This is a genomic window from Paenibacillus sp. 01T47, from assembly GCF_056398245.1.
This window is the reverse complement of record NZ_JBFTPA010000038.1, coordinates 1-26,678: the sequence shown is the minus strand read 5'-3', so window position 1 is coordinate 26,678 and position 26,678 is coordinate 1. Positions and strand designations below refer to the sequence as shown.

Here is a 26,678-nt window from a genome sequence, read left to right as displayed (position 1 = left end):
GCCATAGAGCCAAGTTCACCACTTTCGATCTCTCCGATTATGGTAAGTTTCTCTGATGCGGAATATTTAACTTTAGACATGAAAATGCTCCCCTCATAGCAACAGGTTTTTTATTATTTCACCTGTCTACTATTTGGGGAGCATATCAAAGGCAAATTGCCTTAAAAGAGACAGCCTCTTTGCTTTGAAATGGATAAATGATGAAGAACATATTCAGATCAATATTGATGCCGCTCTAAGTCGTCTACGTAGTCCTTGGCCTCTTTGAGGCTGACGCCACTTTTTTTTCTAAACTCTTTAATTGCTTGAACTCTCTTTCCTGAAGCAACTAGCATGCGTAATCTATCATCGATATTTATAGGGGCGTTGTTGCGAGTCATACCGGGTGAGGAAGGAGGGGAATTCAGGTTTGGCTTGGGTGATCTCGAAAAATCCGAATGGTTGTTAGCCCGTTGAAGCTCTAATTTTATTTCGTCAACCTGTCTCTGCAAGCTAAATACTTTTAATCCAAGCAGGACGGATAGAACTAATGCACTCACAGCAACAATTTCGATCGTTTCCATTACGAATCTCCCCTTCCTGTTTTGAAAACCTATTATAACATAATTACAATTATTGTAAGGGCGATTTCTAGCTGCTGAGCAAGAATGTTTTGATAATGAGAATGATTATTAATATAATAAGAGAGGTGGAAATTGTAAATAGACATGGAAGGTGAACATGATGACATTACAGGAACATATACCATTATGGAATCATGCTGCTATACGGGTGCTTGATGTTCGTCGGTCTATTTTGCGATCGGGTGAGAGTGTGCAAGGCTTCCGATTGCCAGCTAGTGCCTTCTTTTTCGCTGCTGCTGGTGATGCAAAAATTCTCATAGACGGAATGGAGCATATGGTGAATCGTTTTTATGTGTGCCATGCCGGAAAAGGCGCTACGATTGATATTGTGCAAGTGAATGAAAAACTCGATTATTATTTTATTTTTTACAAAGCAGTCCTCGTTTTACCAGCTCGTAAAGAACTGTTAAAAGTATATAGAGACAATAATCCCTTTCAAATGCAATATGGTTTTGCCCCTGCCTTTCCGCTAGGTCTTCTGACGAGAATCGAGCAAATGTATTCGCACTGGATGCTTGATATTCAATTGGAAAGATTTCATGTGAGAGCGTTGTTTCACCAATTGGTATACGATCTTATGAAGCAGCTCCATGCCGCTGAGGGTGCAGCCAAAGCTCAGCCGGATTACGTCAGCCAAACGATTCGCTTCATGGAGGAACGTTACGCTGAGACAATCAGTCTTCAAGAATTGGCGAGCACTCTTCATTGCAATGAGAGAAAGCTGCAGCGATTATTTAAAGCGCAGCTTCGGATTGGGCCACTAGAGTATCTCATTCAGGTTCGAATGGATCATGCGCAAACGATGTTATTGAATACGAATATGCCGCTTAAAGCCATTGCAGAATCAGTAGGTTATGGTGATAGTTATTATTTTAGCCGAGCCTTTAAGAAGCATATTGGCGTTTCTCCTCTTAACTTCAGAAAGCACCGTCGGATAAGTTCATCCTCTATGTCGCAAAATTCCATTGTCGCGGATACTTCTCTCTCGTATGATGGTGATTGTGATAATCATTATCAACAATTAGACGGAGGAGTTATACGGATGAATAGGAGTAAGAGGTCGATTTTAGCGGTTAGCTTGATGCTCAGTTTAATTTTATTGTTGAGTGCATGTTCGACGGGAAATAGCATGGGAAACAATACGGGAGGGGCTAGTCCAGCTGGAGCTGAATCTAGTGCAGCATCTACAAACACAAACGTATCGCAAACAGCGCAACAGGCGTATCCTGTTGTTATTAAACATATGAAGGGCGAAACAACGCTGGAGCAGCGCCCACTTAAAATTGCGGTGCTTGATACAAAATTTGTGGATCAATTGGTAACTTTAGAAGAGCAGCCAGCGGGCAGCGTAAAAGCTGCGGCAGATAAAACAGACTTCCCGGCTTATTTAATGGATAAGCTGAAGGATGTTAAATTGCTCGGTACAAGGGATGAGCCCAACCTTGAGGCTATTATGGCCATGGAACCCGATTTAATTATTTGTACAGAATTCCAAGAAGAAGTGTATGAGAGCTTGTCCAAAATTGCTCCAACGATCATGCTCGAATTTAATGAGGATTGGCGCGTCACATTGGATACTTTCGGAAAAATTGTAGGGAAGTCTGAAGAAGCGAAGGCTGTCTTGGAGGCCTACAACGTGAAAACAGAGAAGCTGAAGGTAGAGCTAAAGGCTAAGCTCGGAGATCAAACTGTTGCATTAGCGCGCCCACGTGATGAGGGGATACGGATACATACACCAATCCACCGTACAGGAGCTATTTTATACAATGATTTAGGCTTGAATGCCCCAGAATCGGTTTTGAAGGAAAAGGATACCGCTTATGAAATTGCATTAGAGGCTTTCCCGGAAGTTGGCGCTAATCATTATTTCCTCGTAAAAGATGATATGTTCAAGGCGGCAGTGGACGAAATCCAGAAGACGGAAACGTGGAAAAATGTTGAAGCTGTGAAAAACAATCAAGTCTATGATGTGGATTCAAACATATGGATTGCCTATTATGGCCCGATAGCCATTAATATGATTGTTGACCGGGTAGCAGAAATCTTCCTTGGTAAGGCATAACATGTCAGCAAAGCTTTCAAAGCCGGAGTGGGGTAATTTAAAAAGCAGATATAACTTCTCTTATGAAAATAATACTGAGTCCGCTGATCGCTCCATTTATTCAAGAAATTTATTGAATAAGGAGCTATGCGAAACCTATCTGGATCGGCTAGGGAGCGAAATAGCTTCGCCATCAAGAAGAGTAACTGCGTCGATGCTCGCGAAACGATATGCTTATCTAGTCGTAGCTCCTGTTCTGTATGCGATGACGGTATACAACAAGAATCTGACCATGACGTTGGACAATTGCCGCTTGGTTTCACCTAGCGACAGCGAGTTCAATGTGACGAAATCCAAGTTTCCTAATTTAAGCTTTGAAGAACCAAGCGTTACGGAACCGGTAGCTGGGGAGCGGAAAGAGTGGCGGGATCAGGTAATAAGAGAACTTTTTGCAGAGCATATTTCTCCATTATTTCGTGCTTTATCTATGGTTGGCGGAATACCTATAGTGATCTTATGGGAGAATGCGATGGTTCGAATTGCTCCGCTTTATGAGGACGGGCTAGAGGAAGAAACGAATCCGGTTATCTTACAACGACTTCATGAGGATTTCACGTTTATAACGCAGACTGCACCAGCAAGCTTATTTGGAGAACGCCGCAATCCGTTTAAGAAGTTTATGAGCAAAACGAATATAGGCACGATGAGCGAGCTGCCTGATATTCGCAAGACCTGCTGCTTCTATTATGAAATGTCTTCGGCGGAATATTGCAGAGCTTGTCCGAAACCTTTCGAATGCCATAAATAGCTGGACATTGAGCAATCGTCTTGTCACCTTTTGGGGCAAGGCGATTGCTCATTTTATTTATTGGTTCTTAATATAAAAGGGATTTTGAAATATATTTTAATTCCACATATGCCATTTGACGGCCGGTGTCATAGAGCTGAAGCTCGGGATTTCTTTAGCAGCTTACAAACATTATTCATCCGAATTTATGTTAAATAGGAAAGAATGGTTTCTCCTGTTACAGCTATGAACATTTGAGCGAAGTAATGGCAGTTAAAGGGGTCATTTCGGCGGCGTCCGCTAGGGAGTTGGATGCCTCTTTTATAAACTTTTTCGAATGCTGAACATGTCCTCATGGGGATGCTTCCACCACAAATAGTGAATAGCAGGAGCTTTTCCTGCTATTTTATATTTAGCTGGAAAAGCTCCAGTTAATTTTAAGCTGTGCGCTCATTTGAGTTAATTAGCAGGAAAAGCTCCATGTAATTTTGCTGCAAAGCGGCTTTTTAGGGATTATGTGTTGAATTAGCAGGAGTAAATCCTGTTAATTGCTAAATTGGGCTGCTTCCATTACAAATAGCAGGAGCTTTTCCTGCTATTTTCGTTTTAGCTGGAAAAGCTCCAGTTAATTTTAAGCTACGCATTCATTTGAGTTAATTAGCAGGAAAAGCTCCATGTAATTTTGCTGCAAAGCGACTTTTTAGGAATTATTTGTTGAATTAGCAGGAGTAAATCCTGTTAATTGCTAAATTAGGCTGCTTCCATTACAAATAGCAGGAGCTTTTCCTGCTATTTTATATTTAGCTGGAAAAGCTCCAGTTAATTTTATGCTGCGCGAAGCTGACTTAATTAGCTGGAAGTGCCATGCTGAGCATTCTGCAGACTCCATATTATAATAAGTTTGTTTTAATACTTAGTGTGTTGATGGATTTTCAGTTTATCCCATGCGCTGATGGATTAGTGCTGTTAATTAGACACGTATTATGTAAGTTTGACCTGCTGCTCGCTCCATGCCCAAAGCTTAGCCGCAAGCTCGGGATTGCTCGCTTTGCTTGCCGTTTGAACGCTTTTGCTGTCGATAAAATATTGGCCGGTCTGATTTGCCGCTTCATCGCTGGATGCTAAATAAATAGCCGTCTTTGCCCCTTCAAGCGGCGTTCTGAAAAAAGGCTTGAGCAGCTTATGCACCGTCTTACCGAAGCCGCTCTTGCGATCTACGCCAATATTGGTCGCTACCGCCCCGGGATGAAGACTGTTAACCGTCACCCTCGTATCTGCGAGACGTTTTGCCAGCTCATTCGTAAATAAAATATTCGCAAGCTTCGATTGCGCATAACCTTTTGCGACATTGTAGCCCCTCGTCAGGTTCGGATCGTCAAAATGTATTCTTCCGGCCTTATGGGCACTTGAAGATACATTGATGATTCTCCCTTGCGGAGCACGTTGAAGAAGGTCAAGCAGCTCGTTAGTCAGCAAAAAATGACCCAAATGGTTGATGCCGATTTGCGATTCAAATCCATCCGAGGTTATGCTTCGTTTCAAGGCGACAACCCCTGCATTGTTGATCAACACATCAAGCTGGCTATATTTCTGCTTAAATGCAGCAGTGAAGGTGCGAATGCTGGCAAACGAGCCCAAATCGCAGGTCATGAGGAAAATATCGCTGCTGCCGCTTTGGCTGCGCGCTTGTTCAAGTGCAAGCTCGCCACGCTCCTTGCTGCGGCATATCATCACGACATGCGCCCCTTGCTTCGCAAGCTCGACCGTTGTCGCAAGCCCCATGCCGGAATTGGCGCCAGTTACTGCTACGACCTTTCCTGTCATATCGCTCATCCAAGCCACCTCCGTATATTCGTTATTTACAGCTTATCATGTGCAGCAAAGGTATGCCGTACAAATTCAATAAACGATCTGACATGTGGAGACAGCTGATCCTCGTTGCGGTACGCCAAACAAATATGCCGCTGGTTTACATACTGAGGCAGATCGCGCATAACGAGTTCGCCGGCTTCGATTTCTCGGATGACGCTTCGGCGCGGCAGGATGCCAACACCCATATTGCATTTTAGAGCTTCCTTGATCGTTTCGATCGCACCCAGCTCCATAACACTTTCCCACTGCAAGCCAGCCCCGGCTGCCCACTCATCGGACAAGGTACGCGAGGTTGAGCCAACCTCATGCAGCAGAAATGTTTCATGTCTAAGCTCTTCGACCTCTACTTGCGAATGGTTAGCTAACGGATGCTCCGGCGCAAGCAGCAGCTTCAGCTCATCAGCGACTAACGGCTGTATAATAAGGCCTTCTTCCAGCGATTCGCCAAGAGAGACGATGCCTATATCGATCTCATAGCTGCGCAGCATCGCAAGCACAGAAGCTGCTTGCTTCACGGTCAGCATGAGGCTTACTTTTGGATACAGCTTGCGGTAGGCGGCAAAGTGCGGCGGCATCACATAGGTTGCTGGCGTGTAGCTCGCCCCCAGCCTCAAACGGCCTTCCCCTTGTTCACGGCGCTCCAGCATGGCAAGCCTAGCTTCTTCCATAAGGAAAACGATTCGCTTCGCATAGGGAAGCAGATCCACAGCAGCTTCACTTGGCTGAAGGCTCCGCGAGTGCTTGCGGAACAGCTCCACGCCAAGCTCCTCCTCAAGCCTTTTGAGATGAAAGCTGATTGTCGGCTGCTTAAGCCCCAGCTTATCTGCAGCTTCCGAGAGCGTTCGACCGCTGCACACCTCCATAAACACATGCAGCTGCTGTACATTCATCCCGTGCTCACTCCCTCGCTTTTTGCCTATTAATATAGATTAAATCTATATGTATATCAATATCTATCGATTATATTTCATAATATCTCGACATTACGTTAACAATCATCTGACAAACCGTTGCTAAAGTTAGGAGGTAAGCAAAACAGATAGTGGAGGGAAATCAAAACGATGAAAACGAATGGGAAACGCTGGCTTGGAACCGTTTTGCTAGCTGGATTGATGGCACTAACTGCTGCATGCGGCAACGGAAATGCCGGAAATACGAATAAAGGGGCAGCAAATGCCGGAAATACACAAACGACGGCTCCTACCGAAGAAGCGCAAGCGACAGAAACAGCTGCCACGGAGGATAAAGGAACGCTTACTGTATACTTGAACGATTTTGACAGCATTATAGCTCCATTATTTGAGGAAGCTACCGGCTACAAGCTGGAGGTCGTTGCGGGCAACGGAGCAGAAATTATGTCCCGCGTTGAAGCAGAAAAAGGCAATCCGCACTGGGATGTCATTTGGCTGGATGCGATGCCTTCCATTTACGGACTAGGAGCAAGCGGTCAACTGCTTGAAGGCTGGTCGCCGAATAACGTCGCTAATCTAACTGACTTTGCCAAAGCTTTTGTGCCTGAGAAGCAATGGTATGTTCCTACAGGCGCACATGCTGCGGGAGTTATCGTATATAACAAGGACAAAGTGAAGGCGGAGGATGCGCCAAAATCATGGGAGGACTTCTCGAATGCGAAGTACAAAAACTTGATCGGCATGGCTGATCCAGCGATCGCAGCTCCTGCTTATCCTTTTGTTTCTTGGTTTTTTAAAGAAAAGACAATCGATGGCGGACAAACGTTCTTTAGCTCGCTGATGGATAATGGGCTTCGTGTATATCCCAAAAATCCAAACGTTGTCAAAGCGCTCGCCGCTGGTGAAATCTCGATCGCAGCGCTGCAAGAGAGCAATGCCTATGCGATGAAAAACGATAACGAGCCTATCGAAATTATTTGGCCGGCAGAAGGCGCTCCTGCATCCGTTCGGGTAGCTGCGATTCAGAAGGATACCAAAAACCCGAATGCAGCGAAAGCGTTTATCGAATTTTTGCTAGATCCAAAAACGCAGCAAGCTTTAATTGATCAAGGCGACGAGAGTTATTTCCAGCCTTCCGTTAACGGCGTAAATGCCAAGCAAGATCGCGCAGCCGATGCGAAGCTCGTTGCAGCCGACGCTTCCTGGGCATCTGAAAATGAAGCGGCAATCAAGCAATGGTTCGCCGACCAGTCCGTTAAGTAAACGATGCAAACTTTTATGAAGGATCGGTTAGGATGGTTTGTCAGTATCATCCTATTCATCCTCGTCTTATATCCCTTGGCGGCAGTCATTATTCAAGTCCTGCTGCCTGGGGTTTTCTTCGGCAATTGGCAACTCGGGGATCTTGCGCTGCTGCTCGAAATATTCAAGCGTCCCTTATGGCAAAAATCACTCGAAAATTCTGTCGTGCTTGGACTTGGAACGACGGTGCTCGCTACGATTCTCGGCGGTGTGCTGGCAACGATACGCGCCAACTGGTCATTTCCAACAGCTAAGCTGCTGGATGCCTCCGTTTGGCTGCTCATTATTACGCCTTCGTTTATTTTAGCGCAGGGCTGGGTGCTGTTTGCTGCCGGAGGCGGCATCGCTGTTAACCTGCTCGGCTGGCACTGGGTTACGAGCGCTGTTTTTCAGCCTGCTGGACTTATTTTTATTATGACTTTAAGCAAATTTCCGTTCGCTTATTTGAGTGTTCATGCGGCGATGGAGTGGAAGGTTGATCAGCTGTCTCACGCAGCTCGCCTATCCGGAGCATCTGCTTTCACGGTATGGCGTACGATCCAAGCGCCTCTGCTTATGCCAGCTGTTTGGGCTGGAGCAGCGCTTGTCTTTATGGATACAATCGGCGATTTCGGGCTTCCTGCATCGATTGCCGCTGTTTATCGTTTTCCGACACTGCCTTACTCTATTTACTCGGCAATTTACACATCGCCCATTCGGTTCGATATGGCAGGCGTTCTGTCCTTTTATCTCGTATTGTTAATCGGCATTGCGATGTTTGTCCAATTTTATGCGATGCGCCGCTCACGCTTTGATTTCTTATCAGCACGGGCGCAGCGGTCTGTACCGAAGCCGGCTGGAAAGTTTGCTGTGCTTCTTACCACACTAAACTTGTTATTTCTTGCCGTAGTCATCGGCATTCCGATAGGCGCAAACGTACTGATGTCCATATTCAAAACACAGTCAGGCGGTATGAAGCTAACGAATCTCACCTTGGAGCATTACAGGGAATTGTTCCATAGCTCAAGCACGCTGTTGAAGGGTTTGTCTCATTCCTTAATGATCGCTGGAGTCGCTGCTCTGCTTGGCCTATTATTCGGGCTGTGCGTCGCTTATGTCTTAACCTATTCACAGTTCAAATTTAAACGGACGATTGAGGTGTTCTCTGTCGTCACGCTTGCTGTTCCCGGCGTCGTGCTGGGCATTGGGTATATTTTCGTCTGGAATCAAAAATGGCTCGATTCAATCGGATTACTCCTGTACGGAACGCCTTGGATTCTTGTGCTTGCCGCAATCGCCGGCGCTATTCCCATCATTACGAGATTGATGGTCGGCGCAATGGCGAAAGTGCCGCTTAGCCTGCTTACTGCCGCGCAGCTGCAAGGCGGTACGCTCGCAAGCCGCGTCCGTTTCATACTTGTCCCTTTAATACGCGGCGCTTTGCTCTCTGCGGGCCTTGCTGCATTTGGCTCCAGCGTGTTTGACTTAGCGGTGAATTCGATCCTGTTCCCGCCAAACTTCCTCACGCTGCCCGTTACGATCAACAAAGCATTCGAGGATTTGGATTTTGGTTATGCTTCAGCGGCAACCGTCGTTGGATCATTTATCGTTATTATGATTATTTTGGCGGTTGAGCTCATGCTCCGCCGCAAGGAGGCAAACACATGACATCGACTGCGATTCAGCAAAGGTATGACGAGGCAAATGAGCCTAAGCCAGCCGCTCCCAAACCGCTGCTTGCAGCATCTGGTTTAATGAAAAGCTACGGATCGTTTCAAGCGCTTAAAGGAATTTCTTTCGACATGCGCGAAGGCGAGATTATAAGCGTACTTGGACCGTCAGGCTGCGGCAAGTCGACGCTGCTCCAGCTCGTCGCCGGCCTATCGAAGCCGGACGGCGGCCAGCTTAAGCTGGGCGATGAAATTATCGCCTCCCCGTCTGTCATGATGCCCCCTGAGAAGCGCGGGGTGAACATGGTGTTTCAGGACTATGCGCTGTGGCCGCATATGAATGTGTTCGATAACATCGCTTATGGGCTGCATAGAAGCAAGATGGCTCGAGCGGATATTCAGCAGCGCGTTCAGGAGCTGCTGGCGATGCTCCATCTTGAAGGGCTTGAGCGCAGGCTGCCGCCGCAGCTCTCTGGCGGTCAACAGCAGCGGGTCGCTATTGCGAGGGCGATTGCTACTAGGCCGAAGCTGATGCTGCTCGATGAGCCGCTCTCGAACCTTGATATGCGGCTGCGCGTAGAAATGCGCACCGAGATGGCGTATTTATTCCGCCAATTAGGGATGAGCGTTTTCCATGTTACGCATGACCCGGAGGAAGCTTTCGCTATGGCCGATCGGCTGCTTATTTTGCGCAACGGGCAAATTGATCAGATGGGCACGCCGCAGCAATGCTTCACGCGTCCGGCCAGCCGCTGGGCAGCTTCTTTGCTTGGAGCAATCAACGGCTTGCGCGGCGAGGTCATAAACGGAGACAGCGGCAGCGCTGTTCGCATCGGCTCATCGATCATTCACGGTTTGCTCGCGCCAGAGCAGCAGAACTTAAGTGACCATTCGCAAGCGATCATTATGTTCCGTCCTGAGGAAGCTGAGGTCATCGAGCGAAGAGACGCCGCAGCCGTGCTTTCATTAGCTTCACCGCAGGAGCGGCCAGACAATACGATTCAGCTTCAAGTGCTTCATTGCACCTTTGAAGGCAATCGCTGGCGTGCAGTTGCACAAACGAGCTGCGGACAGAAGGTATATCTAGTGCTCGCAGTCCCGTTAGAGGCTGGCGAGCATGTAACGATTAAGCTAGCCATTCGCTCTGCTTTCATTTACCCGAATGAGGAAGAAAGGTAGTCGATTCATTTGTATAATCCAACAAAAACAGACTCGCGTCTTTTAGCCATTGCAGATATACACGGTTATGAAGAAGAACTGCTGCTTTTGCTTCAAGAAGCAGCTTATAACCCGCACCATGATCGGCTTATTTTGCTGGGCGACTACATCGATGCCGATAGGCCCGCTACATGGGGCACGCTAGATACGATTCACCAGCTTATCAACGAAGGTGCACAGGCATTGCTCGGAAATCAGGAGCTGCGGCTTCTTGCATCCGCTGAGTTTAGCAGTGCGCTTCACCCGGAAACGAAAGAATGGCTGCACAAGCTTTCATTGTATGTGGTAGTCGGCCAGTATTTATTCGTTCATGCAGGCATTCGGCCAGGTGTCCCTCTGCATGAGCAAAACAAGAAGGACCTAACGGAAATTCGCGACGAGTTTATTTATACGCCTTTGCCTGATTCGGACGAGGCGCAGTCGTACACCATTATTTTTGGCCATACGCCAACGTTCAAGCTGGATGCTTCTTCCCCTGGAGCCATATGGCAAGGAAATCGACGGCTCGCCATTGATACTGGGGCCAAGCATGGCTGTCGCTTAACACTGCTTGATGTCAGCAGCCAATTGAGCTATTCGTGCTCGACTGCGCCAGAGAGCCGCGGCGGCGATTTCAAATTGCTTAAGCTCTAACCCATTTAACTCACAAAAAAAGCGCTGCCCGTTTGCATTTACGGGTTAAGCGCTTTTTCTTTTCTTAAATAGAGCTATTTATATTACTATTTCGTTCAAAAGCAACGATCCAATCCCCTTGGACTGCCGCATAACCTGTGTCACCCTCAACAACCAAGCCGTACAAATTTTTGACGTCTACATATTCCTTGCGAGTGCCATTATCGAATTCAAGCGTGATGTAATAATACGTACGGGATGAATTGCTGGTATGCCCCACTCCGTCGTGGTTATGGTGATTCGTATGATGGCGAACGTCCATGCGCTTGGCTACAACGCGCGCGTAAGTCGTTTCTTTTGGCGCGGTCGAATTTTTGAAATATTTAATAATGCTAAAAATAATGCCGCCAATAACGAGCACGAATACGATCATTATAAATATAGGAACAATCGTAAACATGATTCCCCCGCCTGGAGGGCCGAATCCAAATCCATTCACAAACCATCACATCCAATCTTTTCTTTTCATGTCATTAATTTTACTATTAATACGTTCTTCCGACTAGTCTGATGCGGTATAGGCTGCAAAAGCTGAAGTTAATTACTAAAAAGGAGGGGAGTATCGAGGTGGGTTGTTGGGGCTTAATAGAGTTAGGAGATAGGCTCACGCAGAATAGAGCGGCTGGACGCTGCGCACGTCGGAAAGCTGGATAGCCGCTCAGCGGGATTATTTTTATTTTGACAGCAGTTAAGCCTCATTCATGCTTATGTAACGGAAAACGATCGATGATCTCGTACATAGGGGACTCGTTCATATGGGTGAGCATGAGCACAAACTGATCGATTTCCCAGCTGAACGATGAGGCAATAGACGTCGCTGCTTCAATCGGCATTCGATTAGCGTCAGCGAAACCTTTGGCAAGCGTGATATGCGGCGCGTAGGGACGATCGTCTGGAATGAAGCCTACTGAACTCGTTGCCCGAATAATCTCCTCGTGAAGAGCGGTCAGTTCCTTTAAGTTTCCGCTAACAGCACCCCATAGAACGCGTGGAGCAGCGGGCGAGCCAAACGTTCCGATTCCGCTCCAAGTTAAGGAAAAAGCATTTGCTCTTACTTTTTTTAGAGCGGCTGCCAGCTCTTCAAGCTGAGCAGCCGAAGTGTCGCCTAGAAAATGAAGCGTAATATGGTAATCGCTCGGATGCGTCCATTTACGGAAAGGCAGCGTATGTTTATGATCTTCTGCCCAGCTTTCCAGCTCCTTGGACACAGATGGTGATACAGGTATAGCCACGAACAAGCGCATTATATTTTCCCTCCTAATCTCAGTATGCAGCCATAACACTCGGACCATTCATTCTGCACGTTAGATTTGGCCTTTTTTTCCATTTCAAATATTTTTAAGTAAACCAAATATCGCGGAAGCGTACCCAGCCCAGCGATTCCAATGAAATGCCGCGCACGGAAGGGTGGAACGCGGTTTTCAAATGTTTACGGTAGAGGAAAAACAAGCTGTGCCTGGCTTTGAGCTGAGCCTCGATGTCTATGAATTTCGCTTCTCGGCGTGCTCGATCAGGCTCACCCAATATCATCTGGATGCTGTGCTCCAGCATATCATGAACCTCGGGAAGCGCATGCTGCTGCATGCTTTTGTACAAATCAATCAGTCTCAGCTCGCGATGCTCGTCCAGCATGACTGCGAAAAGCAGCAGATCGGCGGACATACGCGCTGTGCCTTTAAATTGCTCGGCAGGAATGAGGTTTATTTGCAGCGGAATGCCTGATTTCGCATACACCTTCTGAATGATCTCTGCATCGGCTGCATACTGCGGAATCGTAGCTAGTACCAGCGGTTCGCCTTGATAGCCGGAGCTGGCAAGCGCTTGCTTGATTACGCTCCAATCAATAGGGGCTGCATCCTGCGTTTGATCAATCTGGTTCAGCCAGAAGCTGTTAACTCCTTCAATGACATCTCCGGATAACAGCTGCAAAAGCTCTGTCCGCTCGATAGCGAGGTTAATTGCCGCTCGTATGGCGGGGTTTGCCAGCAAGCCGTGTTTTTGTTCATTAACTGTGATGAATTTACAGGTCATGCCGGACTGTCTGACCTGCTGCCATCGTTCAGCAGCCATATCCGTTAGTCTCGCGTTGTGCATGATTTGAAACGATTGCAGCTCAGCGTGGTTTTCGCGCGTTGCCTCCTCGGCAACGGTCCACACTTCTACACGGTCAAGGAATGCTCTCCCGCGGAAATAGGCAGCGAAAGCTTCCAATATCCAGACGCCTTGATCATTTCCGGTGAATCGAAACGGACCTGTACCAATCGGTTTGCTGCCAAATTGCTCTCCAGCTGCCGAACAAGCATCTTGAGGCACGATAGAGGCGCGATTAGTCGTCAAAAAAGAGAGAAAAGCTTCGTTGCGCTCGGATAGTTGAATGCGAATGGTTGTGTCATCCGGTGTATCCATAGAAATGATGTTGGTGTAAGCCCAGCTATAGAGCCCTTGTGGCGCCAACCTTTTAAGCCGTTCAAGCGAATACTTGACGTCTGATGAATCCAGCTCACGGCCATGATGGAACAGAACGCCCTTGCGCAAATAGAAAGTCCAGCGCGTACGCGATTCATCCACCTCCCACGCATGGGCAAGCTGCGGCAAAATCTGCTCGCCCCTCGGATCGATGCGAACGAGCCCATCAAATATTTGATTAACGAGGTGGGACTCGCCCGTATAATGGATAGCTGCCGGATCTAGCGAATAGATCGTCTGCGGAAGCGGGAAGCGCAAAATATCTGTGCGCCGCTTGCCCTGCACCTCCGAATGAAATCCGAATTGACCAGAGAGCCATTCCTGAAACTGGTCGCGCAGCAAAGGCGCTTCTTCGATTTGCTGGAGAAGCTCAAGCGCCGAATGCAAATCCTGCTTTTGCATCATTTCCTGCGCTTCCTCCAGCGCGACTTGTTCCTTGCTGACGAGGAAGGAGAGGGCAGAGCGATTGCCGCGTCCCCGCTTTGGCTCCCACACTAACCACTCTTCCTGCTGCATACGCTTCAATAAAAGTACCATATTCCGATGTGTGCAATCGAGCAAATTTGCGAGCTCCTGTGTTGTAACCTCGAAGGGAATATTCTCTTGAATACTCGGATATGAGCGCCTAAGCGCGAGATAATGCCTACGGATTTTCATGCAAATTTCTCCTAACTCGAAAATATGAAATTTTCCAATTATAACTTACACTTTTTGTTCTTGTTTTCTAGGTTACAATAAAAGGAGTAAATTAACAAATCCAGTTTAAAGATGGAGTGAGTGAAAAATGAGAGATCCAGCACCATGGCAAAAAAGGTATGAGAAAATGCTTATTCTTGCCCTTCTGTTTGGTCTAGTCAGTCAATATTTGTTTGTAGGCGCAGCCGCAGGCATTTCGGTTATCGTGTTCATTGCCAGCTTTTATGGGTTGTTTTTTTATTCCATAAAGGGGAGGATGGGGGGCTTTGAGAAATGGCAAGGTCAAGCACGATCTGGCTGGCTACTGCTCATTCCAATCTTTTTACTAACGCTGACGTATGCGCTATATGATAACGGACTGTTCCGTCAGCTGAATATGTTTGCATTGTTTGCATTGATCATTTCTCAGACGGTGCTTATGACGAGCAGCAGTGTGAAGCCGTGGTACCGAGGCGTATTTTATACAGAGCTATTATTTCTGGCTTTAATTAAGCCGTTTGCTTTTATAGGCGTACCGTTTAACCTGGTTAATGATCGGTTGAGAGGAAAAGAGAAAGGTGAGAACTCGGCGAGAAGCAAGCTTGGCAAAATATCGCTAGGACTGCTCCTGTCCGCACCTATCCTTATTGTCGTTATTGCGCTGCTTGCTTCAGCGGATGAAATTTTCCTATCTTGGCTGCTTGAGATTCCGGGCGCCATGGATCGTTTCTCATTAGGGGAGAGCATCTGGCGCATAATCGTAACAGCATTATTCGCCTTTTATGCTTTTTGCTACATATGGGGATTGCTCTTTAATAAAGCAACAGATACAACAAAAGATTCACCGACTGATACGCCGAATGCAGCAATTCAGCCAAACGGACGTATCGAATTTGATCCCATCACTGCTGGGACGCTGCTTGTCAGTATTAATATCGTTTACGTGCTGTTTGTCATCATTCAGTTCTCTTATTTGTTCGGAGCGGCAAACGGTCTGCTGCCTGAGGGAGCTGCGTATGCCGAATATGCACGCAGAGGTTTTGCGGAATTAATTATGGTTGCACTCATTAACGTTTGCTTGCTTATGTGCGGTTTGCATCTCATTCGGCGCACTAGCGCAGCAGCGGAGTGGATTCGAAAGCTGTCTCTTACGGTGTTGATAGGCTGTACAATCATTATGCTTATTTCCGCTTACAGCAGGCTCTCTTTGTACGAGGAGGCTTATGGCTTCACTCAGACAAGACTACTCGTTCATGGCTTTATGATTTATCTGGGCATTTTGCTCGTCATTGCATTACTGCGCATATGGAAAGAGCATTTCTCGATGGGCAAGGTTTATATATGCATATCTATTATTGCATTTGTTGTGATGAACTATATCAACATAGATGCGCGGATTGCTGAGAACAATGGTGATCGCTACGAACGAACAGGTAAGATTGATATCGCTTATCTCGGCACGCTGTCCACAGATGCGGTGCCGGTGCTGCTAAAGCTGCAAGCGAAGCATCCGGAGTTGAAGGGGCTTAACGGAGTAATAAATAAGCTTCAGGATAAGGCCCATAAGCATAACAAGTGGCAATCTTGGAATCTATCGAAGCAACGGGCGAAATAATTGGAGAAAGGCAAGGTCGTTTGTAGGATGAAAATATCCCTTTTTGATCGTAGTATTCGACTTATCCTCTCACTTGTCGGATTTCCACTGTTAATCGTACAGTATTTGATAACGGTCTATGAGCAAAAAAAACATAAACCTACGGGCTGGCATGCCGACATCGGCTCACGCAAGCTGCATGTTACCGTCACGGGTCATGGTTCGCCAACGATTATTTTAGAAGCGGGGATGGGCGGTTGCTCACTGGATTGGGCACTCGTTGCTCCGGCGCTTTCGACGAAGGCGAATGTGATTACTTATGATCGCGCAGGATTTGGCTGGAGTGAGGCGGTGCTTGATCTGCCTACTTGCAGCGCTTACGTTGATGATTTGCGTTTACTGCTGAGAACGCTTGGCGCAGCTCCGCCCTATTTGCTAGTTGGCCATTCCTACGGCGGGATGATTATGAGGCTGTTCGCCTCGCGTTATCCGGAGGAAGTATGCGGCCTTGTGCTTGTTGATGCGACGCACGAGAGCCGCTATCTGCTGGAGCAAACAACCGCTGGCCGGCAAAAACAGCTGTTTAGCCACCGTTCCCAATATAGACTAGGCTATATGCTGGCGCCGCTTGGCATACCAAGATGGCTGAAGCAGCATATCGGCTCTAAGCGTTTGCCGGAAGAATGGCTGGCGCCAGTACGCGCATTAGGTTACAAGGCAAGTGCGTATAGGGCTGTCTATGCTGAGCTGCTTAGTACGACGGAAAGCAGCCTGCAATTAAAAGCTGCCGAGCCGCTTAAGCAGGATTTGCCTGTTATCGTATTAAGCGCAGGGAAGCAGAATGAGGAATGGCAGCAGGGGCAGCGGAAGCTTACAAATTTGACCAAGCGCACGAATCAGATTATAGTCGAGGATAGCTGGCACTCTATTCATATTCATAGACCAGATGCTGTCATTCACGCTATTAATCGTTTATTAGATGAAATAGATTTGTCTAGTTATCGCTAAAATGTAAGGAGTTTTGCAGTAATGCGCATGACCAAAAAACGTTTGTTGTGGATATTACCATTAGCAATTCTTGTAGTAGCCGCTTTTCTTTATTACGAAAATAATGCGATCGGAATAACAAAATATGAAATCAGCTCGGCGAAGCTTCCTGAAGGAGTCAGCTCTTATCGTATCGTTCACTTAACAGATCTTCACAGCAAGTCCTTCGGCAAGGAGCAAAGCACAATTACGAGAAAGGTAAAACAGCTGAAGCCGGACCTCATTGTGATGACAGGCGATTTGGTTGATAGCAGAAGATACAATGCAGAAACTAGCCTTACCTTGATGCGCAAAATGACGGAACTGGCTCCTGTCTACTATGTGACCGGAAACCATGAATATGGCCCGAGGTTAATCACATTACAGAAGGCGTTGAAAGAGCTGGGTGTCCATGTGATGCGCAACAAAAGCGAGATGATAAAGCTGGGTAATGGCGAGATTCGAATGGCTGGCGTGGATGATCCGGTTTTTAATTTAAAGGCTGATGGCGATGTTGCGAAGCTGAATGAAAATATGGCGACGGCTATGCAAGCAACCGAATCGGAAAACAACTCCGACACGCTCACTATCCTTTTATCGCATCGCCCGGAACTTTTTTCGGTCTACACGCAGCACAAAATCGATTTGACCTTCTCCGGCCATGCCCATGGCGGACAGGTGCGGTTGCCTTTTTTGGGTGGGCTCGTAGCCCCGGGGCAAGGTTTCTTGCCAAAGTATGACGGAGGAAAATATGTGGAAGGCGGCACAACGATGATCGTCAGCCGCGGACTCGGCAATAGCATTTTTCCGCAAAGAATATTTAATCGTCCAGAGGTTGTACTAGTTGAGCTTACGCGTCCGTAATGCTTAGCAAGCACGAAACTATTTAGAAAAGCTCTCTTTCTAATAGCAAAAGAATCCAATGGCAGCACAGCAAAGCAGCAGCGAAATGAGTTCGATTTCTCGTCGAACTTGTTTCGCTGTTGCCGCTTTTGCAATAAATAAGTTCGTTTTGGCTATGTCCAAAATACAAGCTATACTATAGAATGAAAACGTTCCTACTATTCATCCAACCACCAAAGGAGAGTCATAATGAAGATGAAGAAAAAAGTAAGTTTAGTGATTGCTGCTCTCATGTTGTTTGGAAGCGTTATCAATTTTGTTCCGAGTTCGGCAAAAGCAGCTGAATCGGCAAGCACGGATACCCAGATTTCCATCCTAGGTACTTCGGATATTCACGGGCGGTTTATGCCATGGGATTATGCTCTTGACGGTCCCAATCCCACGGGGAGTTTAACGCAGTTATTTACAATTATAAAAAAAGTTCGCGAAGAGAACCCGAATACGGTTTTACTGGATGCAGGGGATATGATTCAAGGCAATTCGGCTGAATTATTTAATGATCAACCGAAGTCTCCGATGATGGTAGCCATGAATGAAATGAACTTTGATGCATGGGTAATGGGCAATCATGAGTTCAACTTCGGGCTCGATGTGTTCAATAAGATTACCACTCAGTATAAAGGTCAAAGGCTGGGCGGGAACATCTATAAGGACAATGGTGATCGATTCTTGCCTGCGTATACCATTATCGAAAAAGCTGGCATAAAAATTGGAGTTATTGGAATGGATACGCCAATGACGACTGAGTTTGAAAAAGGAACGGATCATCTAGACGGCATTGTATTCAAAAATCCTGTTGATGAAACGAAAAAAGCAATCAAGGAATTAGAAGGTAAAGTAGATGTAATGGTTGGCCTTATGCATATGGGGCTGGAGAACGAAAATGGTGTACCAGGTACTGGCGTAGCTGATATTGCCAATGCGAACCCGGAGCTGGCTGCTATTTTTGCAGGTCACATGCACAAGCTTATTAAAGAGGATACGGTGAATGGCGTTTTAATTGTTGAACCGGATAAATACGGAACGCATGTTTCTCGTATCGACCTTACGTTCACGAAGCAAGGTGATAAGGTAGTTCTTAAAGATAAGAAAGCTGCTGCATTGCCCGTTAAAGCGGCTGATGGAACGACTGAAGTATCAGATCCAGCATTGGAATCCACGCTGCAGCCGTATCATGATTTTGCTAGGGCAGATGCGAACATCGAAGTGGCACAGCTTAAAGGAATGAATCTTGTAGCTAAAAATGAGATTAATGATATTCCGACTGTACAAATTCAGGAAACACCGTTATCAGACTTCTTTAACGAGGTCATGTTGTATTACAGCAAGGCAGATGTCGTTGCTCATCAGATTGATAATGATAAGGCGCGGCTGGATGTAGGTCCTATCAAGAAAAAAGATATTGCCTATAACTATCAGTTTGCTCTAGGAGAAATTACCGTTTACCAAGTAACGGGTAAAGATTTGAAAGATTACATGGAATGGGCAGCAGGTTATTTTAACTCAACACGACCTGGCGATGTAACGGTTAGCTTTGATAAGACACGCCGCGCTTCCAAATATAGCACAAACGATTTTTTTGGCGGCGTTAAATATGAAATTGATCTAACGCAGCCTGCTGGCAATAGAATTACGAACTTACGTAAAATGGATGGCAGCAGCATCAAATCGGACGATGTGGTCAAACTCGGTATGAACGCATATCGGATGGATGCTCTTAAAGCCAAAGGTGGGGCACTTGAAGGACGCAACTTTGAGCAGCTTTGGTCTTCGAAGGATGCAAGCACATTTGGCGAAATGGACGGAACTATTCGTAATCGTGCCATTGCGTACCTAAAAGACGTGAAAAAAGGTGTATACGAGCCTAAAATTCAAAGCAATTGGAAAATTACAGGTGTAGATACGAAAGCTCCTGAACGTGCAGATGTAGTTGAGCTTATTAATACTGGTATATTGGAGATTCCGAAAACGGAGGATGGCAAATATACCAATGTAGCCTCAATTAACATTTTGGATGCGGTCACTGAAAATGAAATAGCTGAGTTGTCTAACAAAGCAAAGGTGGAGCAAAGTCTATTTGTCGGCGTGAAGACAAAAGGTGAGTTCTACCATAAACTGAATGCGGCGATTAAGGCAGCAGTGACTACCCCAGAGGTAACTACTCCGGAAGTAATCATTCCAAAGGAACCAGTTAAGCCTAATCCTAAACCTGATCCTAAACCAACAGTAAAGCCGGACGTTAAGAAGCAAGCAAAGGTTACAGCATACTTCTTGAATGTTCGTGCTGAAGCTTCTTCGAAGGCAAAGATTTATACGGCTGTACCAAAAGGTACTGTTCTTGAAGTGTTAGGAACGGAGCACGGCTGGGTGAAGGTATCGTATAAAGGGAAAATAGCATATGTGTATGGTAAATATGTAGATATGATTTAATATTTTATTTTGCTGAGTGCCCAGTCTTTGTAGACTGGGCACTTTTTGGGTAAATACTATTTTCCAAAATAGACAAAAAGAGACCCACAGCATTCGGTGCTGTGGGTCTTCATTATATATTACAAAAGGGGGTTGTTTTCATTATAGTAGGCTTTCATTAAAACGAGATGAAAATTATATTTCAAGTTTATTACAAATGATTGGAAAACGATGTAATACTCGCTTGCATATCGAAGAGAAGCAATGAATAGACTTGTTAAAAGCAGAAAACTTGTCCGATAATGCTTGTCTGGAGAGGGTGGGAAATTACGATATGAAGCATTCACAATCGAGTATTGCGATATTAGGAATAGGTACGGCGGTTCCGCCTCATCTTGTTGATCAAGCGGATACAGCGCGAAGGTTAGTCGATGCATTAAGCGATAAGCCGGATTCCGCCCGGTGGGGAAGAAGGATTTTTAAGCAATGCGGCGTGCAAAGCCGGTATACTTGTGAACCGAATCTGCTCGCCGAAGCAGCCGAATGCCGCTACCTGCCGAGCGCTTCACCGGAGACCGCACCTTCGACAGCGGAACGTATGGGGATATATAAGCGGGAATCCGTTCCGCTTGGGCTTCATGCAGCGAGACAAGCTTTGGCAGATGGAGAGGTTGATGCGGCTGAGATTACACATCTTATTACGGTCAGCTGTACCGGACAATTTTTGCCCGGAATGGATGCAGCGATCGTACATCAATTAGGACTAGCCCCCACGATAACCCGTATCCCGCTTAATTTTCTCGGCTGTGCTGCGGGGCTTAAAGCCATTGGCCTGTCACGACAAATTGTATCAAATGACAGTAACGCCAATGTACTTGTTGTATGCGTCGAGTTATGCACGCTTCATATTCAGCCATCTGGCGATAAGGAATCGTTATTTGCCGCTTCATTTTTCGGGGACGGAGCTTCAGCCTGTGTCATTGGTGCGGGCAAGCCGCATCACAGGCCTATTTTTAAGCTAGGCGAAGAACGTTCGGTACTGCTGCCTGAATGCGCAGAGGAAATGGTGTGGGAGGTAGGCAACCACGGCTTTGACCTATACCTCTCCCCGCACATTCCGAAGCTGATCGGCGAGTTTATACCTGCGGAAGTAAAGCAATTATGCGGGGACGAAGCGCTGGATCTATGGGCAATTCACCCAGGCGGCAAAGGAATTATCGATATTTTGCAAAATAAGTTCGAGCTTACGGATGAGCAAACCTCGCATAGCTTAGGCGTGCTGCGCGATTATGGCAATGTCTCCTCCGCTACGATTTTGTTTGTGCTGAATGCCATGAGATCGCATCTTCAAGAAACAGGCTCGGAGCGAGTAGGCGGCATTGCACTCGCATTTGGTCCAGGCTTAACCGCTGAGATGATTAAGATTGCTTATGTTCCCGCTGTACTTACGGGGGATCAAGAGCAAATGGCGGACGAGGCTTATGTCTAGAAGCTTGCGTCATCGGGCTGTAGCTGCCGAGCTTATGGATGATTTTTCAATAGGCGGGGCTGAGCTGCACGAGGCTTTGCGCCAGCTTCGTCAACTGAACCGTATTTTTGTTGCAGCCGCACCGACGATTTACGGCGTTGAACGACTTTGGGAGCAAGCGAATAAGCCGAGAAGCCTGACCATTCTTGATGTTGGAGCGGGCTCAGGCGATGTGAACCATGAGCTGCTGAAGTGGGCTGATGGACGGGGAATTGACCTTTCTATTCAGCTAGTGGATATAACGGAAGAGGCTTGCGAGGAAGCTAGGTTGGTTTTTCAAAAGGAGCCCAGAGTCCAGATTAAGCAAGGAGATTTGTTTGATTTGGCGGATGGAAGTGCGGATATCGTAACGGGGACGCAGTTTTTGCATCATTTCTCAGAGGAAGAGCTGCCACATGCAGCTGCAAGTATGCTCAAGGCAGCACGGCTTGGCGTGGTTATCAATGACATCCACCGTCACTGGATCGCATGGGCTGCGGTATGGCTGACGACTCGGATCATTTCCACTAATCGATACATTTTGCATGACGGTCCATTGTCGGTGGCAAAGGGCTTTCGCGCAAAAGATTGGAAGCTTCTTGGCCAAAAACTGAGCAACGGTTCTATCAGCTACAGCTGGAGACCATTGTTCCGATATGCGGTCGTTATTAGCAAGTCACATAACAGTCCATTTGACGGAGTTGAGTAAAATGACGAGTATACTGGATGCAGCTGTGCTCGGAGCGGGCATAGCTGGGAGCAGCTTAGCCAAAGCGCTTGCCGATAAGGGCTGGGAGACGCTGCTGCTCGATCGTCAATCATTTCCGCGCCATAAGGTGTGTGGAGAGTTTCTATCTCCTGAAGCGCAAGGAACACTACAGGTGCTTGGTTTAAGCGAGTCTATTAAAGCGCTGGGACCAAGCCTGATAGAGCGGATACGTTTAATTTTCGAAAATGGCGCTGAGATCAATATTCCGCTTTCAAGTGCGGCATGGGGTCTCAGTCGATATTCGCTTGATGCCGCGCTCCATCAAGCGGCGCAGCAAGCGGGCGCAAAATTGCAAACGGGAACGACAGTGACGGCAGTGAAGGCTACTGATTTTGGTTATTCCATTGAAACAAAACAAAACGGTAAATTCAGCTCAGTTGAGGCTCGTACTGTCATCTCCGCTTGGGGAGCAAATAAGCATGCAGGATTACCGGGCTACAAGCAACATCAGACGGCGAAGCCCTCGTACATGGGCGTGAAATCCCATTTTCGCGGCATAGCTATGGAGCCGGTTGTTGAGCTATATTTCTTCCGCGGCGGTTACTTAGGATTATGCCCGGTAGAAGACGGGCTTGTGAATGCTTCGGCTCTGCTCGCTCGCGATAGCTTTGCAGATGCAGGAAAGACGATACTGGGGATCATGAACGCCGCTGCAAGGCGAAATCCGAGGCTGCATGAGAAGCTCGCGCTTGGGGAGCCTGTTCAAGGAACGCAGGCAGCAGTAGCGCCTGTTCATTTGAACCATAAGCCGCTCGCGTGGGATCAGCTTCCGCTTCTTGGCGATGCAGGTGGGATGATTCCGCCGCTTTGTGGAGATGGAATGTCCATGGCACTTCGCTCCGCTGCCCTATGTGCTCCGCTAGCTGACCGCTACTTAAATGAAAGTCTTACTATGGCTGATTGGAAGCATGCGTATACGAGGGCAATTAAACGTGAATTTGAGGGGCCGCTGCGATGGGGAAGTTTCCTGCAATGGTTATTTCATATGCCGACTGTTTCTAGTTGGCTGCCAAACGCCGCACGAATAGCGCCTCCACTTGCACAGGGGCTCGTCCGGGCGACGAGATTAAAGCCATTCCGGATGTAAAGGCGAAGCCAATGAGCAGCGTGCGGATGCGACTGACTTTGGAGGTGCATATTCATGGGGATGAACGGCCTAGCGCTCCTATCCTTTCGCTTTCCACGAGTGTGTACTTTCTTATGGTTAATTGCACTTATCTTAGTTGGCAGTCATGCGCTTAGGCTTGATTCTGTCGTACAAGGCCATGGCTTGTATCCGCAAAAGGGAAGTTATGCAAAGGTGCAGCAGGTGCTCGCATCCGATTTTAATCTGTCAGAAGCACCGATCATGCTGCTATTCGAGAAAACGGACAACTTAGCGAAGTCGCGATTTCGTGCTTTTATTGAACAGACGCTTCGGCAGGTAAGCGGGACTCAGGGTCTGACTAATATCGTTTCTCCGCTTGAGCGGCAGGAACTGCAGAAAGGGAACTACGCGTACGCGCTGCTTTCATTCGACGCTCCACCTTATCGGATGGAGGATACGCTGAAGCAGTTAAATCAACTTTTGCCCGCCGACAGCGGAATTTCGATAAAAGTGACAGGCAAATCAGTTATTCAAGGTGATGTAAATGAGGCTAGTCATGCGGATTTAGCAAAAGCAGAGCTGATCGGCATACCGCTTGCTTTTCTCATCTTGTGGCTTGTTTTTCGTAAAATCATTATTGCGCTGCTCCCCATCGTTATTGGTATAACGGGAGTGACGATTGCTATGGGAATTGTATATGGAATAGGCACCAAATTGCCGCTCTCCAATTTTGTTCTGAATGTGATTCCGATGGTGGGACTTGCCCTAAGCATCGACTTTGCACTTATGCTCGTTAGTCGATTTCGCGAGGAACTCGAAGGGCATAAGCAGCCTATCCAGGCGCTTGCTGCAACGATGAAGACAGCTGGCAGAGCTGTTTTTGTATCGGCAGCTTGTGTCTTCTTGGGTTTGCTAAGCTTTATCTGGATTCCGCTGCCCATGTTCTCGTCCATTGCGCTTGGAGCGATGACAGTAGTGGCCGTATCGCTGATGCTTGCGTTTACGCTGCTGCCTGCACTGTTTGCGATTTGCTTGCCTTCCATGCAAAAGAAAAAAACGCGCCCGATTGGTACCAGTCGTTCATCCGTATGGGATGGGCTTGCTCATTTGGTAATGAAACGGCCAATGGTGATGGGGATGCTGGCAGGGGGCGTGCTTATCCTATGTTGGTTGCCCCTTAGTAGAATGGAGACTGCTGTTCCAGATGAGGCTTCATTGCCTCGTAACTATGAATCTCGTTTGGCCGCTGAGACTTCAGAGGCTGTTTTTGAGCTGCCCTCCACATCAAAAGTTTGGTTTATAGTTCGCGGGGATAGTCTGTTTCTGGAGCAAGCGGATTGGATGAATGCCTTTGAGCTGACGAAGCGCTTGGAGCAAGACCCGAGCGTCTTGAGGGTGGACTCGGTATTCTCTAGGCTTAATTTGTCACCCGAGTATTTGACAACAATCATGCAGCGGCCACTGCAAAATAAGAAATTCCAGCCGGCGCTCCAGCCATTTCTGAAAAATAATCAAATGCTGCTGCAAGTGACGATTGCGGGCGAACCATCCTCTCGCGAGACGATGAATTGGCTGAGGGAGTGGGAGCGAAGAGGGGAATCATCAAAAATATTCTTCTCGCTTGGTGGAGAGGCCAAGTATGAGCAGGAAGTATTCGATCATGTTTTTGGAAGCTTAGCTTATATGCTGCTCTTTCTATTCGTTACGAATTTCATCGTGCTTTTTGTTGCCTTTCGTTCCGTCCTCATTGCTCTCAAAACTATCCTCCTCAATCTTCTGAGTATAGGAGCATCCTTTGGTATTCTGACATGGATCTTCATGGATGGCCGATTGGGGATTGAGCCGAGCAGCATTGCCATTATGATTCCGGTATTTATTTTTGGATTAGTATTTGGAATTAGTATGGATTACGGCGTTTTTCTCATCTCGCGCATAAGCGAGGAATTTCATCATACGCGCAGCAATAAGCAGGCTGTACGAAAGGGGCTTTCCTCCGTCAGTCATGTGATAACCGCGGCTGCAGCTATCATGATCGTCGTCACCGCACCCTTTGCATTTGGCGAAGTAGTAGGCGTAAAGCAGCTCGGCATCGGCATTGCGACGGCCATATTTATTGATGCAACAATTGTTAGAATGGTGCTGGCACCTTCCTTAATGCTCATGCTTGGAAAATGGAACTGGTGGGCTCCGAGCTGGTTGAAGCAATAGAAATCGTATGCGTATTGCGGCTGCTTCGGCAGTCGTTTTTCATTTGCCTATTTGAGGACAAGCATAATTGCGCCTTATTTTTATTTCTTATAGCGGGAATTGATTTGTGCTATAGTTTGAATAATCATAAAGCAGAGGAGACATTTCATGTATATACCTCAATTGTTTGAAGTGACGGATAAAGAGACACTATACGCTCTGATGGAGCAGAACAGCTTTGCTGTTTTATTTTCACAACATGAAGGTAAGCCTTGTGCAACGCATCTCCCCTTGCTGTTAGATGAAAGCGAAGGTTATTTGTATGGTCATATGGCAAAAGCAAATCCGCATTGGGCAAGCTTAAAAGGGGAAGTACTCGTTGTTTTCGCTGGAGCTCATTCGTACATTTCATCCTCTTGGTACGAAACGCCAAATTCCGTGCCGACGTGGAATTATACCGCTGTTCATGTGTATGGTCATGTCGAGCTCATTGAAGATCATGCGGAGCTGCTCAAAATCGTAGATCAATCGGTTAGCCATTATGAATCAAGCATGCCAAATCCGTGGAGCATGAGTCAAGCTGACCCAACGTACATTAACAACTTGTCCAAAGGCATTGTTGGATTTAAAATTCATATTTCAAAAATAGAAGGCAAATGGAAGCTGAGCCAAAATCATTCCAAAGAAAGACAAGAACGAGTCATCGATGCGCTGGAATTACAGAAGGATGTTCAATCGAGGCAGATTGCAAAGCTGATGAAGGATAATGTGAAGAGATCATCTTTGTAGCGCATGAAAAAATAAAAAAGACAATGAAAAAACCAGACGAACTGAACTGCACCCCCATTGTTAGACACCATCTAACATTGGAGGTGCAGTTTTTCTATGAAAAAATTCAGTCCAGATACAAAAATACAAGCAGTCACGCGTTATTTAAATGGAGTGGAAAGCCTTAATACGGTTGCGAAATTATATCGTAT

Annotated in this window: 21 protein-coding genes; 15 read left to right on the top strand and 6 right to left on the bottom strand. The window is 46.8% G+C overall.

Annotated features, from left to right (window positions below; all coding sequences use genetic code 11):
- Nucleotides 1-218 precede the first annotated feature (218 nt).
- Nucleotides 219-563, bottom strand: coding sequence for a hypothetical protein (locus AC1DOV_RS33425; protein ID WP_441884354.1), 345 nt, complete (start codon nt 561-563; stop codon nt 219-221).
- A gap of 157 nt (nt 564-720) precedes the next feature.
- Between AC1DOV_RS33425 and AC1DOV_RS33420 the strand changes: the two genes are divergently transcribed.
- Together AC1DOV_RS33420 and AC1DOV_RS33415 are read left to right on the top strand one after the other, a co-directional pair.
- Nucleotides 721-2,685 carry an ABC transporter substrate-binding protein gene (locus AC1DOV_RS33420; protein WP_477552039.1) on the top strand — a complete coding sequence of 655 codons (1,965 nt, stop codon included), beginning with the start codon at nt 721-723 and terminating at the stop codon, nt 2,683-2,685.
- A 1-nt stretch (nt 2,686) separates the two neighbouring features.
- Nucleotides 2,687-3,472: an IucA/IucC family C-terminal-domain containing protein gene (locus tag AC1DOV_RS33415; protein WP_477552038.1), complete on the top strand. Its 786-nt coding sequence runs from the start codon at nt 2,687-2,689 to the stop codon at nt 3,470-3,472.
- A 960-nt stretch (nt 3,473-4,432) separates the two neighbouring features.
- Here AC1DOV_RS33415 and AC1DOV_RS33410 read toward each other — a convergent pair.
- Both AC1DOV_RS33410 and AC1DOV_RS33405 read right to left on the bottom strand, forming a co-directional pair.
- On the bottom strand, nt 4,433-5,275 hold the full coding sequence (locus AC1DOV_RS33410) for an SDR family oxidoreductase (protein ID WP_477552041.1): 843 nt from the start codon (nt 5,273-5,275) through the stop codon (nt 4,433-4,435).
- A 35-nt stretch (nt 5,276-5,310) separates the two neighbouring features.
- Nucleotides 5,311-6,213, bottom strand: coding sequence for a LysR substrate-binding domain-containing protein (locus AC1DOV_RS33405; protein ID WP_477552037.1), 903 nt, complete (start codon nt 6,211-6,213; stop codon nt 5,311-5,313).
- Between the two features lie 171 nt (nt 6,214-6,384).
- On the opposite strand from AC1DOV_RS33405, the gene AC1DOV_RS33400 reads away from it, so the two are divergent.
- From AC1DOV_RS33400 to AC1DOV_RS33385, 4 genes are read left to right on the top strand one after another with little or no spacing between them, the layout of a single operon-like run.
- Nucleotides 6,385-7,497 carry an extracellular solute-binding protein gene (locus AC1DOV_RS33400; RefSeq protein ID WP_475444509.1) on the top strand — a complete coding sequence of 371 codons (1,113 nt, stop codon included), beginning with the start codon at nt 6,385-6,387 and terminating at the stop codon, nt 7,495-7,497.
- A gap of 15 nt (nt 7,498-7,512) precedes the next feature.
- Nucleotides 7,513-9,183 (top strand): ABC transporter permease, encoded by a 1,671-nt coding sequence (locus AC1DOV_RS33395; RefSeq protein WP_477552036.1) that lies wholly within the window; start codon nt 7,513-7,515, stop codon nt 9,181-9,183.
- Complete coding sequence (locus AC1DOV_RS33390; RefSeq protein WP_477552035.1) at nt 9,180-10,364, top strand: ABC transporter ATP-binding protein; 1,185 nt, start codon at nt 9,180-9,182, stop codon at nt 10,362-10,364. The genes AC1DOV_RS33395 and AC1DOV_RS33390 overlap by 4 nt, the downstream gene beginning before the upstream one ends.
- A gap of 9 nt (nt 10,365-10,373) precedes the next feature.
- Nucleotides 10,374-11,036, top strand: a complete 663-nt coding sequence (locus AC1DOV_RS33385; RefSeq protein WP_477552034.1) for a metallophosphoesterase — start codon at nt 10,374-10,376, stop codon at nt 11,034-11,036.
- Between the two features lie 64 nt (nt 11,037-11,100).
- Here the strand turns inward: AC1DOV_RS33385 and AC1DOV_RS33380 are convergent, their stop codons facing one another.
- The 3 genes from AC1DOV_RS33380 to AC1DOV_RS33370 form a co-directional block, all read right to left on the bottom strand.
- Nucleotides 11,101-11,475: a DUF2500 domain-containing protein gene (locus AC1DOV_RS33380; RefSeq protein ID WP_477552033.1), complete on the bottom strand. Its 375-nt coding sequence runs from the start codon at nt 11,473-11,475 to the stop codon at nt 11,101-11,103.
- Between the two features lie 295 nt (nt 11,476-11,770).
- Nucleotides 11,771-12,319 (bottom strand): RNA 2',3'-cyclic phosphodiesterase, encoded by a 549-nt coding sequence (thpR, locus tag AC1DOV_RS33375; RefSeq protein WP_477552032.1) that lies wholly within the window; start codon nt 12,317-12,319, stop codon nt 11,771-11,773.
- A gap of 94 nt (nt 12,320-12,413) precedes the next feature.
- On the bottom strand, nt 12,414-14,198 hold the full coding sequence (locus AC1DOV_RS33370; protein WP_477552031.1) for an ABC transporter substrate-binding protein: 1,785 nt from the start codon (nt 14,196-14,198) through the stop codon (nt 12,414-12,416).
- 127 nt (nt 14,199-14,325) lie between these two features.
- On the opposite strand from AC1DOV_RS33370, the gene AC1DOV_RS33365 reads away from it, so the two are divergent.
- The 9 genes from AC1DOV_RS33365 (at nt 14,326) to AC1DOV_RS33325 (ending at nt 26,487) form a co-directional block, all read left to right on the top strand.
- The gene (locus AC1DOV_RS33365; protein WP_477552030.1) at nt 14,326-15,831 is read left to right on the top strand and encodes a DUF4153 domain-containing protein; all 1,506 of its coding nucleotides are present in this window, start codon (nt 14,326-14,328) and stop codon (nt 15,829-15,831) included.
- 27 nt (nt 15,832-15,858) lie between these two features.
- The gene (locus AC1DOV_RS33360) at nt 15,859-16,818 is read left to right on the top strand and encodes an alpha/beta fold hydrolase (protein WP_477552029.1); all 960 of its coding nucleotides are present in this window, start codon (nt 15,859-15,861) and stop codon (nt 16,816-16,818) included.
- Nucleotides 16,819-16,839: 21 nt separating this feature from the next.
- Nucleotides 16,840-17,700: a metallophosphoesterase gene (locus AC1DOV_RS33355; RefSeq protein WP_477552028.1), complete on the top strand. Its 861-nt coding sequence runs from the start codon at nt 16,840-16,842 to the stop codon at nt 17,698-17,700.
- 270 nt (nt 17,701-17,970) lie between these two features.
- Nucleotides 17,971-20,169: a 5'-nucleotidase C-terminal domain-containing protein gene (locus AC1DOV_RS33350; protein ID WP_477552040.1), complete on the top strand. Its 2,199-nt coding sequence runs from the start codon at nt 17,971-17,973 to the stop codon at nt 20,167-20,169.
- Between the two features lie 313 nt (nt 20,170-20,482).
- Nucleotides 20,483-21,637, top strand: a complete 1,155-nt coding sequence (locus AC1DOV_RS33345) for a type III polyketide synthase (protein ID WP_477552027.1) — start codon at nt 20,483-20,485, stop codon at nt 21,635-21,637.
- On the top strand, nt 21,630-22,364 hold the full coding sequence (locus AC1DOV_RS33340) for a methyltransferase domain-containing protein (protein ID WP_477552026.1): 735 nt from the start codon (nt 21,630-21,632) through the stop codon (nt 22,362-22,364). Before AC1DOV_RS33345 ends, AC1DOV_RS33340 begins: the two co-directional genes overlap by 8 nt.
- Before the next feature lies 1 nt (nt 22,365).
- Entirely contained in the window at nt 22,366-23,511 is a 1,146-nt protein-coding gene (locus AC1DOV_RS33335) for an NAD(P)/FAD-dependent oxidoreductase (RefSeq protein WP_477552025.1), read from the top strand.
- 54 nt (nt 23,512-23,565) lie between these two features.
- Nucleotides 23,566-25,719, top strand: coding sequence for an MMPL family transporter (locus AC1DOV_RS33330; RefSeq protein WP_477552024.1), 2,154 nt, complete (start codon nt 23,566-23,568; stop codon nt 25,717-25,719).
- A gap of 147 nt (nt 25,720-25,866) precedes the next feature.
- Nucleotides 25,867-26,487, top strand: coding sequence for an FMN-binding negative transcriptional regulator (locus AC1DOV_RS33325; RefSeq protein WP_477552023.1), 621 nt, complete (start codon nt 25,867-25,869; stop codon nt 26,485-26,487).
- Nucleotides 26,488-26,678 lie beyond the last annotated feature (191 nt).

Coding starts and splice junctions, on each gene's coding strand:
- AC1DOV_RS33425 (WP_441884354.1), bottom strand. CDS start 563: ATGGAAACGATCGAAATTGTTGCTGTGAGTGCATTAGTTCTATCCGTC.
- AC1DOV_RS33420 (WP_477552039.1), top strand. CDS start 721: ATGATGACATTACAGGAACATATACCATTATGGAATCATGCTGCTATA.
- AC1DOV_RS33415 (WP_477552038.1), top strand. CDS start 2,687: ATGTCAGCAAAGCTTTCAAAGCCGGAGTGGGGTAATTTAAAAAGCAGA.
- AC1DOV_RS33410 (WP_477552041.1), bottom strand. CDS start 5,275: ATGACAGGAAAGGTCGTAGCAGTAACTGGCGCCAATTCCGGCATGGGG.
- AC1DOV_RS33405 (WP_477552037.1), bottom strand. CDS start 6,213: ATGAATGTACAGCAGCTGCATGTGTTTATGGAGGTGTGCAGCGGTCGA.
- AC1DOV_RS33400 (WP_475444509.1), top strand. CDS start 6,385: ATGAAAACGAATGGGAAACGCTGGCTTGGAACCGTTTTGCTAGCTGGA.
- AC1DOV_RS33395 (WP_477552036.1), top strand. CDS start 7,513: ATGAAGGATCGGTTAGGATGGTTTGTCAGTATCATCCTATTCATCCTC.
- AC1DOV_RS33390 (WP_477552035.1), top strand. CDS start 9,180: ATGACATCGACTGCGATTCAGCAAAGGTATGACGAGGCAAATGAGCCT.
- AC1DOV_RS33380 (WP_477552033.1), bottom strand. CDS start 11,475: ATGTTTACGATTGTTCCTATATTTATAATGATCGTATTCGTGCTCGTT.
- thpR (WP_477552032.1), bottom strand. CDS start 12,319: ATGCGCTTGTTCGTGGCTATACCTGTATCACCATCTGTGTCCAAGGAG.
- AC1DOV_RS33370 (WP_477552031.1), bottom strand. CDS start 14,198: ATGAAAATCCGTAGGCATTATCTCGCGCTTAGGCGCTCATATCCGAGT.
- AC1DOV_RS33365 (WP_477552030.1), top strand. CDS start 14,326: ATGAGAGATCCAGCACCATGGCAAAAAAGGTATGAGAAAATGCTTATT.
- AC1DOV_RS33360 (WP_477552029.1), top strand. CDS start 15,859: ATGAAAATATCCCTTTTTGATCGTAGTATTCGACTTATCCTCTCACTT.
- AC1DOV_RS33355 (WP_477552028.1), top strand. CDS start 16,840: ATGCGCATGACCAAAAAACGTTTGTTGTGGATATTACCATTAGCAATT.
- AC1DOV_RS33350 (WP_477552040.1), top strand. CDS start 17,971: ATGTTGTTTGGAAGCGTTATCAATTTTGTTCCGAGTTCGGCAAAAGCA.
- AC1DOV_RS33345 (WP_477552027.1), top strand. CDS start 20,483: ATGAAGCATTCACAATCGAGTATTGCGATATTAGGAATAGGTACGGCG.
- AC1DOV_RS33340 (WP_477552026.1), top strand. CDS start 21,630: ATGTCTAGAAGCTTGCGTCATCGGGCTGTAGCTGCCGAGCTTATGGAT.
- AC1DOV_RS33335 (WP_477552025.1), top strand. CDS start 22,366: ATGACGAGTATACTGGATGCAGCTGTGCTCGGAGCGGGCATAGCTGGG.
- AC1DOV_RS33330 (WP_477552024.1), top strand. CDS start 23,566: ATGGGGATGAACGGCCTAGCGCTCCTATCCTTTCGCTTTCCACGAGTG.
- AC1DOV_RS33325 (WP_477552023.1), top strand. CDS start 25,867: ATGTATATACCTCAATTGTTTGAAGTGACGGATAAAGAGACACTATAC.